At 63.5% G+C, this 16,580-nt stretch carries 11 protein-coding genes; 10 read left to right on the top strand and 1 reads right to left on the bottom strand.

The features are described 5' to 3' along the window. The first annotated feature begins 79 nt into the window (after positions 1-79). From NKH04_RS25695 to NKH04_RS25655, 9 genes are all read left to right on the top strand, one after another. On the top strand, positions 80-2,311 hold the full coding sequence (locus NKH04_RS25695; RefSeq protein ID WP_352471316.1) for a sensor domain-containing diguanylate cyclase: 2,232 nt from the start codon (positions 80-82) through the stop codon (positions 2,309-2,311). A 163-nt stretch (positions 2,312-2,474) separates the two neighbouring features. After that, positions 2,475-3,728, top strand: coding sequence for an aspartate kinase (locus NKH04_RS25690; RefSeq protein ID WP_352471486.1), 1,254 nt, complete (start codon positions 2,475-2,477; stop codon positions 3,726-3,728). A gap of 182 nt (positions 3,729-3,910) precedes the next feature. Next, positions 3,911-6,181 carry a phosphoenolpyruvate--protein phosphotransferase gene (gene ptsP / locus NKH04_RS25685; RefSeq protein ID WP_352471315.1) on the top strand — a complete coding sequence of 757 codons (2,271 nt, stop codon included), beginning with the start codon at positions 3,911-3,913 and terminating at the stop codon, positions 6,179-6,181. A gap of 8 nt (positions 6,182-6,189) precedes the next feature. Beyond that, positions 6,190-7,269 carry a peptide chain release factor 1 gene (gene prfA, locus NKH04_RS25680; protein WP_352471314.1) on the top strand — a complete coding sequence of 360 codons (1,080 nt, stop codon included), beginning with the start codon at positions 6,190-6,192 and terminating at the stop codon, positions 7,267-7,269. Next, on the top strand, positions 7,262-8,131 hold the full coding sequence (gene prmC / locus NKH04_RS25675; protein WP_352471313.1) for a peptide chain release factor N(5)-glutamine methyltransferase: 870 nt from the start codon (positions 7,262-7,264) through the stop codon (positions 8,129-8,131). Before prfA ends, prmC begins: the two co-directional genes overlap by 8 nt. Positions 8,132-8,471: 340 nt before the next feature. Further along, positions 8,472-9,446 carry a DUF4167 domain-containing protein gene (locus NKH04_RS25670; RefSeq protein WP_352922418.1) on the top strand — a complete coding sequence of 325 codons (975 nt, stop codon included), beginning with the start codon at positions 8,472-8,474 and terminating at the stop codon, positions 9,444-9,446. 238 nt (positions 9,447-9,684) lie between these two features. Continuing rightward, complete coding sequence (gene clpB / locus NKH04_RS25665) at positions 9,685-12,291, top strand: ATP-dependent chaperone ClpB (RefSeq protein ID WP_352471310.1); 2,607 nt, start codon at positions 9,685-9,687, stop codon at positions 12,289-12,291. Between the two features lie 147 nt (positions 12,292-12,438). Further along, positions 12,439-12,804 carry an MmcQ/YjbR family DNA-binding protein gene (locus NKH04_RS25660; RefSeq protein WP_352456638.1) on the top strand — a complete coding sequence of 122 codons (366 nt, stop codon included), beginning with the start codon at positions 12,439-12,441 and terminating at the stop codon, positions 12,802-12,804. Between the two features lie 238 nt (positions 12,805-13,042). After that, on the top strand, positions 13,043-14,515 hold the full coding sequence (locus tag NKH04_RS25655) for a L,D-transpeptidase family protein (protein ID WP_352471309.1): 1,473 nt from the start codon (positions 13,043-13,045) through the stop codon (positions 14,513-14,515). Positions 14,516-14,536: 21 nt separating this feature from the next. Here the strand turns inward: NKH04_RS25655 and NKH04_RS25650 are convergent, their stop codons facing one another. Further along, positions 14,537-15,169, bottom strand: coding sequence for a TMEM175 family protein (locus NKH04_RS25650; protein WP_352471308.1), 633 nt, complete (start codon positions 15,167-15,169; stop codon positions 14,537-14,539). A 167-nt stretch (positions 15,170-15,336) separates the two neighbouring features. On the opposite strand from NKH04_RS25650, the gene NKH04_RS25645 reads away from it, so the two are divergent. Then, on the top strand, positions 15,337-16,580 hold a 1,244-nt coding region (locus tag NKH04_RS25645; RefSeq protein ID WP_353045167.1), incomplete at its 3' end, for an MFS transporter.

Below are 16,580 nucleotides of genomic sequence, written 5' to 3'. Positions count from 1 at the left end.
CAAATTTACGATATTGGCGGTTTCTTAACGTTGGGTCAGTGTTTGGCATTTAGATTGCTGTCCGAGTAGGGGCAGCCCGGTGCGCATAAGAACCCAGATAGTCGCGACATTGTTCAGCGCCGTGGCCTTGATCGGCCTGGTCGGCGGCGTTGCGATCGTCTCGCAGATATCGCTGACCAAATCCGTGGCGCTGGCCGAGGCGACAAGCGTCGCACGGCAGCTGGCCGAAACTATTGCCTTCAGGGCGTCGGACGCGCCGCGTTCATTATTCGAGAGACCCGATGGGCTCCGCGAATTCGTGACTTTGCAGCACGGCCGCTCGAAACGCGATCTCGTCATCGTAGACAAAAACAAGGTTATTTTCGCCGACGTTCCGGGAGAAGAGCAAAATATCGGCACGACGTTCGACTACGATCCCGGCAATGAAATCGCCCGGACGATTGACGACGGCGTGCCGCGCAACTTCGTCGAGGCCAGTGCCGACGTGGCCGATCCGATTGACCTGGTTGCGGTGCCGATCGAGGATGCACCCGGCAAGATCGTCGGCGCCGTCCTGTTCGAGTATACGCCGCTGCTGCGTGCCGCGCAGCAGCGCACGAACGATATGCTGTGGCTTGTGGGCCTGTGTACCGCGGCAGCCGTGCTGATCGCGGCGGCCTCCGCCTTCCTGTTGTTGCGAGGCTTCAGTAAAGGCCTTGCTGGTCTCAACCGCGGCATCGAATCGCTGGCGCGCGGCGACGCCGGGGCCCGTATCGGCCGCACCTCCGATGACGAGTTCGGACAGTTGGCGCAAGGGTTCGACACTATGGCCTCCGAAATCGAAGCCTCGCGCGCTCAACTTGTCGATCAGAAGGCCTACATCGAAGACATCGTCCAGACCGTTGCCGAAGGCATCGCCGTCATCGACGGCAAGGGTCAGGTCGTGTCCGTCAATCCGGCGGCAGCCGAGATCATCGGGCGGCGCAGCGACAAGGTCGTGGGGCAGGACTGGCAGTCGGCCCTGGATATCAGGGGGCCGTCGGGAGACAAGCCCGCGTCGGGAACATCTCCGGTCGAACTGGCCATGACCACCGGCCGCCGCCACCAGAATGAGGTGAGGCTGGCAAAGCCGGATGGGACCTCCTTGCCCGTGGTCGTCAGCTGCAATCCGCTCAACCGCGCCGATGGCGGCATCGTGCTGACGCTCAGCGACATCAGCGACCTGCGCAGTGCCGAGCGGGCGGTGCACGATCGTGCCGAAGAACTGGCGAGGCTCAATCGTGAACTGAAAGAGACATCGGAGGCCACGACCCGCCTGGTCAAGCTCGGCGAACTGCTTCAGGCCTGCGTCACTTTTCACGAGGCATTTTCCGTCGTCGGCTCCGCCATGCCTGATTTCTTCGGCGGATTGAGCGGAACCGTTCATCTGACCAGTGCGTCGCGCAACCTGGTGGAGGAGATGGCGCATTGGGGCACCATCCGGTCGAGCGTCGGCCAGTTCGGACCGGAAGATTGTTGGGCGCTGCGGCGCGGCCAGGAGCACGTCGCCGGTCCAGGCATGCTGACGCCGCGCTGCAACCACATCACCGAAAATGGCGGCCGCGGTTATGTCTGTATGCCTCTAGCAGCGCAGGGAGAGACACTTGGCATCCTGCATCTGTGCGAGCCGAATGCCGTTGACAAGCCGGAGTGGCTTGCCGAACGGCAGCAGATACTGCGTGGCGTCGTCGATACGCTGGCGTTGGCGCTTGCCAATCTGCGCCTGCGCGAGACGTTGCGGCAGCAGTCGATCCGGGATCCCAACACCGGGCTCTACAATCGCCGCTACCTTGAGGAGACCAGCAGCCGCGAGCTCAGGCGCCTGGAACGTGCCGAGCAGCCGCTGACGTTGATCATGCTCGACGTCGATCATTTCAAGCAGTTCAACGATACGTTCGGCCATGAAGCTGGGGATCTCGTCCTCAAGCAGGTGGCCGCCACGCTGGTCGACCATGTCAGGGAAAGCGACGTGGTTTCGCGCTACGGCGGCGAGGAATTTGCCTTGATGATGCCCGGAACGTCACTGGCCGATGGCGCCGATCGCGCCGAAGCTCTGCGAAAGGCGATCAAGCAGCTGCATGTCACGCATCGCGGCCGCACGCTCGGCACCATCACCGCGTCGTTCGGGGTCGCCGCCTTCCCGGAGCTCGGCGCCTCATGGGCGGAGATCGTCAATGCCGCGGATCGCGCTTTGTATCAGGCAAAGGCTGAGGGCCGTGACCGCGTCATCGCCGGAGCGGGTCTCGCCCGTGTCGAGCAGCAAAAGCCAAAACTCACCAAGAGCGTGGCTTGAAATCTGGTTGATGGACGGGGCAAGGCGACGGAATCCTCACCGCCTTGCGAAACCGCTATCATTTGGCTAAGGAGGCCGCGCATTGAGCGCCCGGCCACAGCTTGGCGCATTTTTCCGCTTTTCGGCCTCCGGTCCGGCATCCAGTCAAAGGCATTTCGCTTCTATGGCGCGCATCGTGATGAAATTCGGCGGAACCTCCGTCGCCGACATCGCCCGCATCCGCAATGTGGCGCGTCATGTCAAACGCGAGGTCGACGCCGGCCATGAGGTCGCCGTCGTGGTCTCGGCGATGTCCGGCAAGACCAACGAGCTCGTGCAATGGACGCGCGAGGCCTCGCCGATGCACGATGCGCGTGAATATGACGCCGTGGTCGCGTCCGGCGAGCAGGTCACTGCCGGCTTGCTGGCGATCGCGCTGCAGAATATCGGCGTGCATGCCCGCTCCTGGCAAGGCTGGCAGATCCCGATCAAGACCGACAACGCGCATGGCGCGGCGCGCATTCTCGATATCGACGGCGGATTCCTGATCAAGCGCTTCGGCGAAGGCCAGGTGGCGGTGGTCGCCGGTTTCCAAGGCATCGGGCCGGACAACCGGATCGCAACGCTCGGCCGCGGCGGTTCCGATACCAGCGCTGTCGCCATCGCGGCAGCGGTCAAGGCCGACCGCTGCGATATCTACACCGATGTCGACGGGGTCTACACGACCGATCCGCGCATCGAGCCGAAGGCGCGGCGGCTGGCCAAGATTTCGTTCGAGGAAATGCTCGAAATGGCCTCGCTCGGCGCCAAGGTCCTGCAGGTGCGCTCGGTCGAGCTTGCCATGGTGCACAGGGTGCGTACTTTCGTGCGGTCGTCCTTCGACGATCCCGACGCACCAGGAATGGGGGATTTGCTTAATCCGCCGGGAACGCTTATTTGCGACGAGGAAGAGATCGTGGAACAGCAGGTCGTCACCGGAATTGCCTACGCCAAGGACGAGGCGCAGATTTCGTTGCGCCGCGTCGGCGATCGGCCGGGCGTCGCCGCCGGCATTTTCGGGCCGCTGGCCGAGGCCAACATCAATGTCGACATGATCGTCCAGAATATCTCTGAGGACGGCAAGTTCACTGACATGACCTTCACCGTGCCATCCGGCGACGTCGACAAGGCGCTCGCCGTGCTCGAGCGGCTGAAGGCGACGATCGGCTACGACGTGGTGCAGTCGGAAGCCGGCATGTCGAAGGTCTCGGTCATCGGCATCGGCATGCGCAGCCATGCCGGCGTCGCCGCTACCGCCTTCAAGGCGCTTGCCGACCGCGCGATTAACATCCGCGCCATCACGACGTCCGAAATCAAGATTTCGATCCTGATCGACGGTCCCTATACGGAACTAGCAGTTCGCACTTTGCATTCCGTGTACGGTCTGGATAAGCAGTAGCGGACTGCAACGGCCCGAAAATCGGAATCGATTTTCGGAAGGCAGGATGCAGCGGATCGAAAATCTTGGAGCGGTCTTTATGCGTCCAATTGGACGATGGCGCTCTAATTGAGTTGTTGCGTTTGTGCCGCTGTGCAGGGCAACCTGCACCGGTTGAAATGCTATTGGAGGAAGAAGCCGCGATGCGTGATTCGGCCAGTGGCCCGCGCGTTTTGCTGAAACGGCTCCGCGAGCTCATGCAAGAGCCGCTGGAGCCGCAGGAGCGGCTTGACCGAATCGTGCGCGACATCGCCTCCAACATGGTTGCCGAGGTCTGCTCGCTCTATGTGCTGCGCGCCGATTCGGTGCTCGAACTCTACGCCACCGAAGGCCTGAACCCGAACGCCGTCCACCTGGCGCAGCTCAGGCTGGGCCAAGGTCTGGTCGGCACGATCGCGGCCTCGGCGCGGCCGCTCAACCTCTCCAATGCGCAGGAGCATCCTGCCTTCGCCTACCTGCCGGAGACAGGGGAAGAGATATACAATTCCTTCCTCGGCGTGCCGGTGCTGCGGGCAGGGCGGACACTCGGCGTCCTGGTCGTGCAGAACAAGACCATGCGCCATTATCGCGACGACGAGGTCGAGGCGCTGGAAACAACGGCGATGGTGATCGCCGAGATGATCGCCACCGGCGATCTGGAGCGGCTGACAAGGCCCGGCCTCGAGCTCGATCTGCGCCGCCCGGTAAGCTTTACCGGCCTGTCCTTCAACGAAGGCGTCGGTCTCGGCCATGTGGTGCTGCACGAGCCGCGCATCGTCGTCACCAATCTTTTCAACGAGGACAGCGAGGAAGAGGTCAGGCGGCTCGACGCGTCGCTCGGCTCGCTCAGGCTCTCCATCGACGACATGCTGGAGCGCCGCGACGTCGCCTTCGAGGGCGAGCATCGCCAGGTGCTCGAAGCCTATCGCATGTTCGCCAACGATCGCGGCTGGGTGCGCCGGCTCGAGGAGGCGATCCGCAACGGCCTGACGGCCGAAGCGGCGGTCGAAAAGGTGCAGAGCGACATGCGTGCCCGCATGCTGCACATGACCGATCCGTATCTGCGCGAACGGATGAGCGATTTCGACGATCTCGCCAATCGGCTGCTGCGGCAGCTGATGGGGCGCGGACCGGAGGACGTCGCGGCCTCGCTGCCCAAGGACGCCATCATCGTCGCCCGCTCGATGGGTGCTGCGGAGCTGCTCGATTATCCCAGGGACAAGCTGCGCGGGCTGGTGCTGGAGGACGGCGCCGCGACCAGCCATGTCGTCATTGTGGCGCGGGCCATGGGCATACCGGTCGCCGGCCAGATGAAGGGCGCCGTTTCCATGGCGGAAAACGGCGATGCCATCATCGTTGACGGCGAGGAAGGCGCTATCCATCTGCGCCCGCAGCCCGACCTCGAGGCGGCCTATGCCGAGAAAGTGCGCTTCAGGGCGCGGCGGCAGGAGGTCTACCGCGAACTGCGCAAGAAGCCGTCGGTGACCAAGGACGGGGTCCAGGTCGATCTTCTGATGAATGCCGGGCTGGCGGTCGATCTGCCGCAACTGGCCGAAGCGGGTGCGGCCGGCATCGGCCTGTTCCGCACAGAGCTGCAATTCATGGTCGCTTCGACCTTTCCGCGCGCCGAAGCCCAAGAGCGGCTCTATCGTGACGTGCTCGAGGCGGCGCGCGACAAGCCGGTGACGTTCCGCACCATCGATATCGGCGGCGACAAGGTGCTGCCCTATTTCAAGGGCTCGATCCAGGAGGAAAATCCGGCGCTCGGCTGGCGGGCCATCCGCCTGACGCTCGACCGGCCTGGATTGCTGCGCACCCAGATCCGCGCGCTGCTCAAGGCGTGCGGCGGGCGCGAACTGAAGCTGATGCTGCCAATGGTGACGGAACTCGGCGAGATCGCGCAGGCGCGCGAGATCATCGATCGCGAGGTGCGGCATCTGTCGCGCTTTGCCCATCATTTGCCGACCAGCCTGAAGCTTGGGGCGATGCTGGAGGTGCCGTCGTTGCTGTTCCAGCTCGACGAACTGATGAAGGCGGTCGATTTCGTCTCGGTCGGCTCGAACGACCTGTTCCAGTTCGTCATGGCGGTGGATCGCGGCAACACCCAATTGTCCGACCGCTTCGACCCGCTCTCGACGCCGTTCCTGCGCGTCCTGAAGCAGATTGCCGACGCCGGGGCGCGCAACCAGACGCCGGTGACCTTGTGCGGCGAACTTGCCGGCAAGCCGATCTCGGCGATGGCGCTGATCGGCCTTGGCTATCGCTCGATCTCGATGTCTCCGGCATCGATCGGCCCGGTCAAGGCGATGCTGACGGAACTGCCGCTCAGCGAACTGGAAGCGTTCTTCGACGATAATCTGATGGCGCCGGCGCATGGCCTGCCGATGCGGGCGCTGCTGCAAGCCTTTGCCGACGACCGCTCTATACCGCTATAGACTTCGCCATGATCAACCTGCCCCGCGACCGTATGGATCAAGTCGTCAAGCGTTTCGACATGCTCGAAGCGCAGATGTCGGCCGGGCCAGCGCCGGACGCCTATGTCAGGATGGCCTCCGAATATGCCGATATCCAGGAGATGGTGGCAAAGATCAGGGCACTGCGCGCCGCGGAGCACGAACAGGGCGATCTGGAGGCGATGCTCGCCGACAAGGGCACCGACGCCGAGATGCGCGCCTTGGCCGAGGCCGACCTGCCGGAGGTCAAGCATCGCATCGAGGCGCTGCAGAAGGACATCCAGATACTGCTGTTGCCCAAGGATGCCGCCGACGACAAGAACGCCATCCTCGAGATCCGCGCCGGCACCGGCGGCGACGAGGCGGCGCTTTTCGCCGGCGACCTGTTTCGCATGTACGAGCGCTATGCCGCGGCGCATGGCTGGCGTTTCGAGACGGTGTCGGCCAGCGAGGGTGAGGTCGGCGGCTACAAGGAAATCATCGCCACCGTTTCGGGCAAGGGCGTCTTTGCCCATCTGAAGTTCGAATCCGGCGTGCACCGGGTGCAGCGCGTGCCGACGACCGAGGCGGGCGGACGCATTCATACCTCGGCGGCGACGGTCGCGGTGCTGCCGGAAGCCGAAGAAGTCGACATCGACATCAGGGCCGAAGACATCCGCATCGACACGATGCGCGCCTCGGGTTCCGGCGGCCAGCACGTCAACACCACCGATTCGGCCGTGCGCATCACCCATCTTCCGACCGGCATCATGGTGGTGCAGGCGGAAAAGTCGCAGCACCAGAACCGGGCGAAGGCCATGCAGATCCTGCGCGCCAGGCTCTACGACCTCGAGCGCAGCAAGGCGGACGAGGAACGTTCCGAATCGCGCAAGTCGCAGGTCGGCTCGGGCGACCGCTCGGAACGCATCCGCACCTATAATTTTCCGCAGGGTCGCGTCACCGATCATCGTATCAACCTGACGCTCTATAAGCTCGACCGGGTGATGATGGGCGAACTCGACGAGATCATCGACGCGCTGATCGCCGATCACCAGTCGAAGCTGCTCGCCGATATCGGCATCGATGGCTGACAGCCTGCCCGCCACGCTGGCGCCGCTGCTGCGGGAAGCGCGAAACCGGCTCACCGCAGCCGGGATCGCGGATCCGGCGCTCGATGCCAGGCTGATCGTCGAGCATTTTTCCGGCACCAGTCGCACGCAGGCCATCGCCGATCCCGGGCGCGCTGTCGATACGGACGTGACGGCGGTAATCGAAGCCGCCTTGCGGCGGCGCATCGCTGGCGAGCCGGTACACCGAATCCTTGGCTACCGCGAATTCTACGGCTTGCGCCTTTCGCTTTCGCCGCAAACGCTGGAGCCGCGGCCGGATACCGAAACGCTGGTCGAGGCTATACTGCCCTTCGTCAAGGCAGTGGCGGCACGCGAGGGCTGCTGCCGCATCCTCGATCTAGGGACCGGTACCGGTGCCATCGCGCTGGCGCTGCTCAGCGCCGTTCCGGCCGCGACCGCCACCGGCGTTGACATTTCGCAGGAGGCGCTGGCCACAGCCATGCGTAATGCCGGGGAATTGGGGCTCGCCGGCCGGTTCACGCCGCTCAAATCCGACTGGTTTGAAAAAGTTTCTGGCCGGTACCATGTAATTGTCGCAAACCCTCCCTATATACCCTCAGACGACATTGGAAATCTGCAGGACGAGGTCCGCGGTTTCGATCCACGCCAGGCCCTCGATGGCGGTGTGGACGGTCTGAGCCCCTACAGGAAGATCGCCGCGGGAGCGGCAGCGTATTTGGAAGTCCAAGGCAGGATTGCGGTCGAGATCGGCCATACGCAGCACCAACAGGTTACGGAGATATTCTCCGCGGCCGGGTACCGTTCGGTCGGGGTGTTTCGTGATCTCGGCGGAAACGACAGAGTTCTTGTGTTCGAACGGTGAAAGCCGTGATGCAGTGCGAAAAAAGCGCTTGGCAATACCGGGGAATGCGGCTAGGGTCGCCTTAACCGGATGAGACGAAGCAGGCAGTGCTCTTAGCGATTCGGTTTTCCTTGGAAATAGCTGCCTTCTTGCGCAAACGACGCCCAAGCTTCGTGCGGGAATCGTCCGGCAAGTGAAGTAACCGGAACAGGATGGCACGTGGCGCCAACGCAATTGATGCGGGCGAACGCCGGTGAAGGAACGAAACGGCTGGCCGCATGAGCGCCTCCGTTCGTGAAGAGTTTTTCGAAAATTTCAAAGTGAAGAGAGTCTAATGAGGCCACAACAGCAAAACAGGCGCATGCGCGGTCGCAACAACAATGGCGGCGGCGGCAACAACAATAACAACAACAACCGTAAGGGGCCTAATCCCCTGACGCGCAACTACGAGAGCAACGGCCCGGACGTGAAGATCCGCGGATCGGCTCAGCAGATTGCCGAGAAGTACGCAACCCTTGCCCGTGACGCGCAAAGCTCCGGCGACCGGGTGATGGCGGAAAACTATCTCCAGCATGCAGAGCACTATAACCGCATCATCGCAGCCGCTCAGGCGCAGATGCCGATCCAGAACGCGCAGCAGAATCGCGATGATTTCGACGATGACGGCGACGAGGATCGCGACGAGTTCGACAATGCCGGCAACAACAATGCCAACGAGACGTCGGGTTCGGCGGCCAATCACGGTGCCGGCCCGCAGCCGGTCATCGATGGCACGCCGGCCGAGCTGGCTCTGAACCAGGAAAACAGCCGCGACAATCGGGGCGGCCGCGACAACCGTGAAGGCCGCGACAACAATGGCGGACGCCACCGCGACCGTCGCCCCAATGGCGGTTACGGCCAGAACGGCCAGCGCGGCGAGTATGGCGCGCGCGGCGAGCAGGGTGGCCAGCGCGCCGAACAGCCACGGCGCGACGAGACGCCGGCGCAGGCGGAGCCCGTGCCGGCCGCTGGGCCGGTCTTTGTGAGCGAGCCCGCACCGCAATTCGACAACCTTTCGCCGGCGGGTCTCGCCGCCCAGGCCGAGCTCAACGAAGCCGCGGCCGAAAACAGCCCGGCCCGCCGCCCCAGGCGTCCGCGTCGCCCGCGCCTCGATGTCGAACAGGCAAATGGCGGCAACGACAACGCCGGCCCTGACAGTGCCGAGACTGGCAGTGCCGAGACAAGCAGTGCCGAGACAAGCAATGCCGAGACTGGCAATACCGACGCTGGCAATGTCGATGCAGCGCCGGCTGAAGGCCCCGACGGTCAAGCTGTGATCGCAGACGTCGAGAATTGATCGGAAAAACGTTCAGTCGATCTTAGCGCATCCTTTACCCCAGGCGGCGGAGAGAAATCTCCGCCGTTTTTGCTTTGCGCGCTCGGAATATTATGCATTCGCCAGTGTCGAGGCGTCTTGAGGGTCCGTGGTTTGCGTCCCATATCTTGCGTGAACAGGATCCGGCTCGAACGGGCGGGTCCGTCACCGCAATCTGATCCGGTGCCGCGAAGCGGGCCGGTGACGGAAGGAGACAGGCATGAATCTTGAAAAATATTCCGAGCGCGTGCGCGGCTTTATCCAGTCCGCACAAACCATGGCGCTTTCCCGCAATCACCAGCAATTCACCCCCGAGCATATCCTCAAGGTCCTTGTCGATGACGACGAGGGCCTGGCTGCGTCGCTGATCGAGCGCGCCGGCGGCAATGTCCGTGACGTCAAGCTCGGCGTCGAAACGGCACTGGAGGCAATGCCCAAGGTCGAGGGCGGCAATGGCCAGCTCTATCTGGCGCAGCCGCTGGCAAAGGTGTTTTCGACCGCCGAGGAACTGGCCAAGAAGGCCAGTGACAGCTTCGTTACCGTCGAACGGCTATTGCAGGCGCTGGCCATGGAAAAATCGGCCAAGACCGCCGACATCCTGTCCAAGGCGGGTGTCACGCCGCAGGCGCTGAACCAGGTCATCAACGACGTACGCAAAGGTCGCACTGCCGATTCGGCGAGCGCCGAGCAGGGCTACGACGCGCTGAAGAAATACGCGCGCGACCTGACGGCGGACGCCCGCGCGGGCAAGCTCGATCCGGTCATCGGCCGCGACGACGAAATCCGCCGCACCATCCAGGTGCTGTCGCGCCGCACCAAGAACAACCCAGTGCTGATCGGCGAACCCGGCGTCGGCAAGACGGCGATCGCCGAAGGGCTGGCGCTGCGCATCGTCAATGGCGATGTGCCGGAATCGCTCAAGGACAAGCAGCTGATGGCCCTCGACATGGGGTCGCTGATCGCCGGCGCCAAATACCGCGGCGAGTTCGAGGAGCGGCTGAAGGCGGTGCTTTCCGAAGTCACGTCTGCCGCCGGCGGCATCATTCTGTTCATCGACGAGATGCACACGCTTGTCGGTGCCGGCAAGGCGGATGGCGCCATGGACGCGTCGAATCTGCTGAAGCCGGCGCTCGCCCGCGGCGAACTGCATTGTGTCGGCGCAACCACGCTCGACGAATACCGCAAGCATGTCGAGAAGGATGCGGCCCTTGCCCGCCGCTTCCAGCCGGTCTTCGTCAATGAGCCGACGGTCGAAGACACTGTCTCGATCCTGCGCGGCCTGAAAGAGAAATACGAGCAGCACCACAAGGTGCGCATCTCGGATTCGGCACTGGTCGCGGCCGCAACCCTGTCCAACCGCTACATCGCTGACCGCTTCCTGCCGGACAAAGCGATCGACCTGGTCGACGAGGCCGCGTCGCGGCTCCGCATGCAGGTCGATTCGAAGCCCGAGGCGCTGGACGAGATCGACCGCCGCATCATGCAGCTCAAGATCGAGCGCGAGGCGCTGAAGGTCGAGAAGGACGATGCCTCGAAGGACCGGCTCGCGCGGCTCGAGAAGGAACTCTCGAACCTCGAGGAGGAATCGACCGAGCTGACCTCGAAATGGCAGGCCGAGAAGCAGAAGCTCGGGCTTGCCGCCGACCTCAAGAAACAGCTCGACGAGGCGCGCAACGAACTTGCCATCGCCCAGCGCCAAGGTGAATTCCAGCGCGCCGGCGAACTTGCTTACGGCAAGATCCCGGAACTCGAAAAGCAGCTGAAGCAGGCCGAAGCCAGGGATGGCAAGGCCGGCATGGTCGAAGAAGTGGTCGGCCCCGATCACGTCGCCCATATCGTCTCGCGCTGGACGGGGATCCCGGTCGACAAGATGCTGGAAGGCGAGCGCGACAAGCTGTTGCGCATGGAAGACGAGGTCGGCAAGCGCGTCGTCGGCCAAGGCGAGGCGGTGCAGGCAGTGTCGAAAGCGGTGCGCCGGGCCCGCGCGGGTCTGCAGGACCCGAACCGGCCGCTCGGCTCGTTCATGTTCCTCGGGCCGACGGGCGTCGGCAAGACCGAATTGACCAAGGCGCTGGCCAGCTTCCTGTTCGACGACGAGAGCGCCATGGTGCGCATCGACATGTCGGAGTTCATGGAGAAGCACTCGGTCGCCCGGCTGATCGGCGCGCCTCCCGGCTATGTCGGCTATGAGGAAGGCGGCGCGCTGACCGAAGCGGTGCGGCGCCGGCCCTATCAGGTCGTGTTGTTCGACGAGATCGAGAAGGCGCATCCTGATGTCTTCAACGTGCTGCTGCAGGTGCTCGACGACGGCCGGCTGACCGACGGGCAGGGCCGCACGGTCGACTTCCGCAACACGCTGATCATCATGACGTCCAATCTCGGCGGCGAATATCTGGTCAATCTCGGCGAGGACCAGGATGTCGACGTCGTGCGCGACGAGGTGATGAATGTCGTCAGGGCTTCGTTCCGGCCGGAATTCCTCAACCGCATCGACGAGGTGATCCTGTTCCACCGGCTGCGCCGCCAGGATATGGGCCAGATCGTCCAAATCCAGCTCAAGCGGCTGGAAAACCTGCTTGTTGACCGCAAGATATCGCTTTCGCTAGATCAGGAGGCGATCGACTGGCTGGCGGCCAAGGGTTACGACCCGGCCTATGGCGCGCGGCCGCTGAAGCGGGTGATGCAGAAGGAATTGCAGGACCCCCTGGCGGAAAAGATCCTGCTCGGCGAGATCCTCGACGGCTCAACTGTCAAGGTCACCGCCGGCTCCGACCGCTTGAACTTCCGCTCGAAGCCCGCGGTCGTGGCAACCGAGGCAGCCGCCTGAGCTCAAGCCAAAAGCCTGTTCCATCCCGATCGAATCGGGATGGAATTCCTATCTTCAATCTCGACCATGATCCTTTCCGAAAAACCGGCATACCCTTTTGTTACGCCGGCCTTCGGTTCATGGTCCAACATCACTGGCGGGGCGCAGATGACGCTGGACGACTATAACAGCTTCTGCGCCTCGCTGCCTTCGGCGACCCATGTCGTGCAGTGGGGCGGCGCCCATGTCTGGAAGGTCGGCGGCAAGGTCTTCGCGATCGGCGGCTGGAGTGAGGGCAAGGAGCCGTTCGTTACCTTCAAATGCTCCGACATCGCCTATGACGTGCTGAGGGAGCAGCCGGGCCTTCGGCCCGCGCCCTATCTTGCCTCACGCGGCATGAAATGGATCCAGCGCCAGACCGGCGAAAGCATGGATGATGGCGCGCTGAAGGATTACCTGCGCGAAAGCCACCGTCTTGTCGTGCTGAAGCTGACGAAGCAGGCGCGCAAGGAATTGGGACTCGCTGCCGGTTAATCGGTCAGAAATCCGCCATCTTCATGCCCGGTTCATATTGGAACCTTATCGTTGGCAACTGATTTGCTGGCGAAGGGGTTCGCCTACCACATCGGCCCGAAATCGAGTTTTGATTTTCGCAAAGCACGATGCGGAGATTTAAAGCGTTAGAGCGTCCTTTGCGCGTCGAAAAAGACGCGCGGCGCTTTGAAGAGACAATGCCGGCGGCGGCAATTACGGACCGGAGAATTTGGCCATCATGTTGCGCACCATCTTCACCCTTTCAGCGCTTGCTGCCGGGCTGCTGGCGTCGAATGCGATGGCCTCGCCAATAGTGGATACCGCGCCACGGGTGGTTCGTGCCGCCAATGGCGGCGGCATTCTTGTCGCCCAGAACGGCAATCTCGACATCTATTACGACGCCAGGGGAAACCGCGTCATCGTCGATGCGGAGACCGGCAAGGTTATCGCCATCCAGCCGCCGCAGACCAGGCTCGACCGCCGTGCCTTGCGCCGCGAGCGCTTGCGCAATCTCGGACCGGTCGAGGACGACCGCTATTATCTCGACGACCCGCAGGACATGGCGCGCTACCGCCGCAGGCAGTTGGAAGACGAGGGCAGGATCATCGTGCCGCCGGCCGACGACTACGATCTTAATGGCGACAATTCGGTGGAAGCCTTCCCCGAAGCGCCACGGGATGACGGCTACGGCAATGGTTATCCGGAGGCAAAGCCGCGCACCATCGAGCGCCAGCCGCCGCTCAACGAGGCCTCGATCGAGCCGGTCGAGCCGACGGTGCCGAACGAGCAGGCGGCCTTACCGCCAGACACAGCCCCGCCGCCAAGCACTGGCGGCAAGACGGCGGTCGACCCGTCGCTTGCGCTCGGCGCCCGCGAGGACGTGGCGGCACTGCAGGTGCTGCTCGACCGTGCCGGTGCATCGCCCGGCGTCATCGACGGACGCTTCGGCTCGAATGTCGACAAGGCGCTCGCCGCCTATAATGAGATCACCGGCAGCAATCTGAAATCGACCGACGCAATCGGCATCCAGGCGGCCCTGGCGCAATCCGGCGGCGATGCCTTCGCCTCATATACGATCACGCCCGAGGATGCGGCCGGTCCCTATGTCGCCTCGATACCGGAGGACTACAGCCAAAAGGCCCAGCTCGATCGGATGGGCTACACGTCGGTACCCGAAGCGCTGGCCGAGCGCTTCCATATGGATGAAACCTATCTGAACAAGCTCAATCCGGACGCCAATTTCAATCGTCCGGGCACCATCATCAAGGTCGCCAATTTCGGCAGGCTGGTGGCGACGCCGGTGGCGCGCATCATCGCCGACAAGTCCAATAAGCAGGTCCGCGCCTATGATGCGGCGGGCAAGCTGGTCGCAGCCTATCCGGCGACTATCGGCTCGTCCGACACGCCGTCGCCGTCCGGCACGCATGCGGTGTCGCGTGTCGCATTGGACCCGAACTACACCTACAACCCGAACATCAATTTCAAGCAGGGCGAAAACGACAGGATCCTGACCATCCCGCCGGGGCCGAACGGCCCGGTCGGCTCGGTCTGGATTGCGCTGGACAAGCCGACCTACGGCATCCACGGCACGCCGGATCCGTCCAAGATCGGCAAGACCGAAAGCCATGGCTGCGTGCGGCTGACCAATTGGGACGCGCGCGAGCTTGCCAAGATCGTGACGCCCGGCGTTATCGTGGAGTTCGTCGACTAAAGCGCAACGCCCGCGCCCGGATCACCCGATGACCTTGCGCAGCAGTGGCGCGCGCGGCGCTGCGGCATAGATCAGCTGCACCACCAGGATGAAGCCGACGCTGAGCAACGGGCTGATCAGGCAGAGAGCAGCGCCGACGGCCCACAGGATCTGTGCCTTGACGATGCGCAGATAGACCGTTCGGGTGGTCTCCGCGTCGACACCTTCGGCCAGAAATCCGTTTTTGTCCGCGTAGCGCCAACTGGCGAGCAGCGTCAGTCCGAGCATCAAAAGATTGAACCAGTAGGCGAGCACCGCAGTCCTGAATTCGAGGAAGTCGGCGAGAAGGTCGGTCGAGAACGGCAGCAAGGCGATGAAGCCGAGGAAGCAGAGGTTCAGCGTGGCAAGCCGCCGGTCGGATTTTGCAATCAGCCCGTGTTGCGCCTGCTGGCCGAACCAGAAGATGGTCAGCGTCAGGAAGCTGAGCGCATAGGTCAGGAAGCGCGGCGCCAGTGCTGTGATCGCTGTGATCAACTCGCGTTCGGAATGCACCGTTTCATGCGCCGGCACCCTGATCTCGAGAACGATCAGGGTGAGCGCGATGGCGAACACGCCGTCGGTGATGCCGACGACGCGCCCGCGTCCTTCCGCCGAGGGTTCGAGCGGCCGTTTCATACGGTATTTCCCCCTTGTCTGTAGCGCTGCGAGAAGCTTAGCACGGCACTTGCCGTTTGCACCCTGAGCGGCGTGATCCTGCCTGTGTGGCCGGTTGGGCCTGGTTTCAACGAGAACAGTCTGCTGGCCGGTTGTCGCCGGCGCGCCGGCGATCTAGGTAAGGCGGCATGCACACGCCAACCAAAGTCGGTACCGGCGCCGTTCCCCTGACCGGCTCACTTCCCGCCGATACGTTCTGTCCGCAGGCGCAGCGGCGGTTCGTGCTGATCGCCGCGATCCTGGCTTCTGCGCTCGGCTTCATCGACGGGTCGGTCCTGGCCATTGCGACGCCGGCGATCCGCGTCGACCTCGGCGCCAGCCTCGCCGAGGCACAATGGATTTCCAATGCCTACGCATTGACGCTCTCAGCCCTCATTCTCGTCGGCGGCGCCGCCGGCGATCGCTTCGGCCTGCGCCACTCCTTCGTCGCCGGCATCGTCCTGTTCATTGCCGCCTCGCTTGCCTGCGCGCTGGCGCCTAACCCGGCGGTGCTTATTGCGTTTCGGGCTATCCAGGGTGTCGGAGCGGCCATCATGGTGCCGGGCAGCCTGGCCATTATCGCCAAAGCCTATCCGAAAAAGGAACGCGGCCGGGCGATCGGCATCTGGGCCGCAGCATCAGCACTGACGACGGCGCTCGGCCCGGTGCTGGGCGGCTTCGTGCTGTCGGCGTTCGGCGACGGCATCTGGCGGGCGATCTTCGCCATCAATCTGCCGCTCGGCCTTATCTCGGTCTATCTTCTGCTGGCCAAGGTCCCTGCCGACGCGCCGGTGGAAAAGCGCAGCCTCGATCTCGGCGGCGCTGCACTCGCCATATTGGCGTTCGGAGCTCTCGCTTACGGTCTGACCTCGATCAGTGGCGACGGGGAGGGGCTGATGTCCGGCCCGAGTATTGCCGCCGGTGCGGTTTTGCTCGTCGTGTTCATCGTCTTCGAGCGCCGGCGGCGCGAGCCGATGATCGATCTGTCGTTGTTTCGGATCGGCGCGTTCGCGGGCGCCAATGTGGCTACCTTCTTCCTTTATTTTGCGCTGTCGGCCAATCTGTTCTATCTGCCGATGCTCATGATCGCCGGATGGGGGCTGAGCGCGGCCGAGGTCGGTTTCATCTTCTTGCCGCTTTCGGCATTGATCGCAGTGTTGTCCGGACCGGTCGGCCAGTGGTCCGACCGCATCGGGCCTCGCTTTCCGATCTCCAGCGGCAGTCTGGTTGTGGCTCTTGCCTTTGCCGGACTTGCCTTGCTGGCCTATTGGGGCATCCACAATTTCTGGATCGGGGTATTCCCGCTGATGGCATTGATGGGGCTCGGCATGGCGCTGGTGGTATCGCCGCTGTCGGGGGGCGGGGGGGGGGGGGGGGGGGGGGCGGGGGCGGG

Source organism: Mesorhizobium sp. M1365, from assembly GCF_040317865.1.
GTDB lineage: Bacteria > Pseudomonadota > Alphaproteobacteria > Rhizobiales > Rhizobiaceae > Mesorhizobium.
Note: the sequence above shows the minus strand (reverse complement) of the source record. Positions and strands in the feature narration are given on the sequence as shown.

Coding starts and splice junctions, on each gene's coding strand:
- NKH04_RS25690 (WP_352471486.1), top strand. CDS start 2,475: ATGGCGCGCATCGTGATGAAATTCGGCGGAACCTCCGTCGCCGACATC.
- ptsP (WP_352471315.1), top strand. CDS start 3,911: ATGCGTGATTCGGCCAGTGGCCCGCGCGTTTTGCTGAAACGGCTCCGC.
- prfA (WP_352471314.1), top strand. CDS start 6,190: ATGATCAACCTGCCCCGCGACCGTATGGATCAAGTCGTCAAGCGTTTC.
- prmC (WP_352471313.1), top strand. CDS start 7,262: ATGGCTGACAGCCTGCCCGCCACGCTGGCGCCGCTGCTGCGGGAAGCG.
- NKH04_RS25670 (WP_352922418.1), top strand. CDS start 8,472: ATGCGCGGTCGCAACAACAATGGCGGCGGCGGCAACAACAATAACAAC.
- clpB (WP_352471310.1), top strand. CDS start 9,685: ATGAATCTTGAAAAATATTCCGAGCGCGTGCGCGGCTTTATCCAGTCC.
- NKH04_RS25660 (WP_352456638.1), top strand. CDS start 12,439: ATGACGCTGGACGACTATAACAGCTTCTGCGCCTCGCTGCCTTCGGCG.
- NKH04_RS25655 (WP_352471309.1), top strand. CDS start 13,043: ATGTTGCGCACCATCTTCACCCTTTCAGCGCTTGCTGCCGGGCTGCTG.
- NKH04_RS25650 (WP_352471308.1), bottom strand. CDS start 15,169: ATGAAACGGCCGCTCGAACCCTCGGCGGAAGGACGCGGGCGCGTCGTC.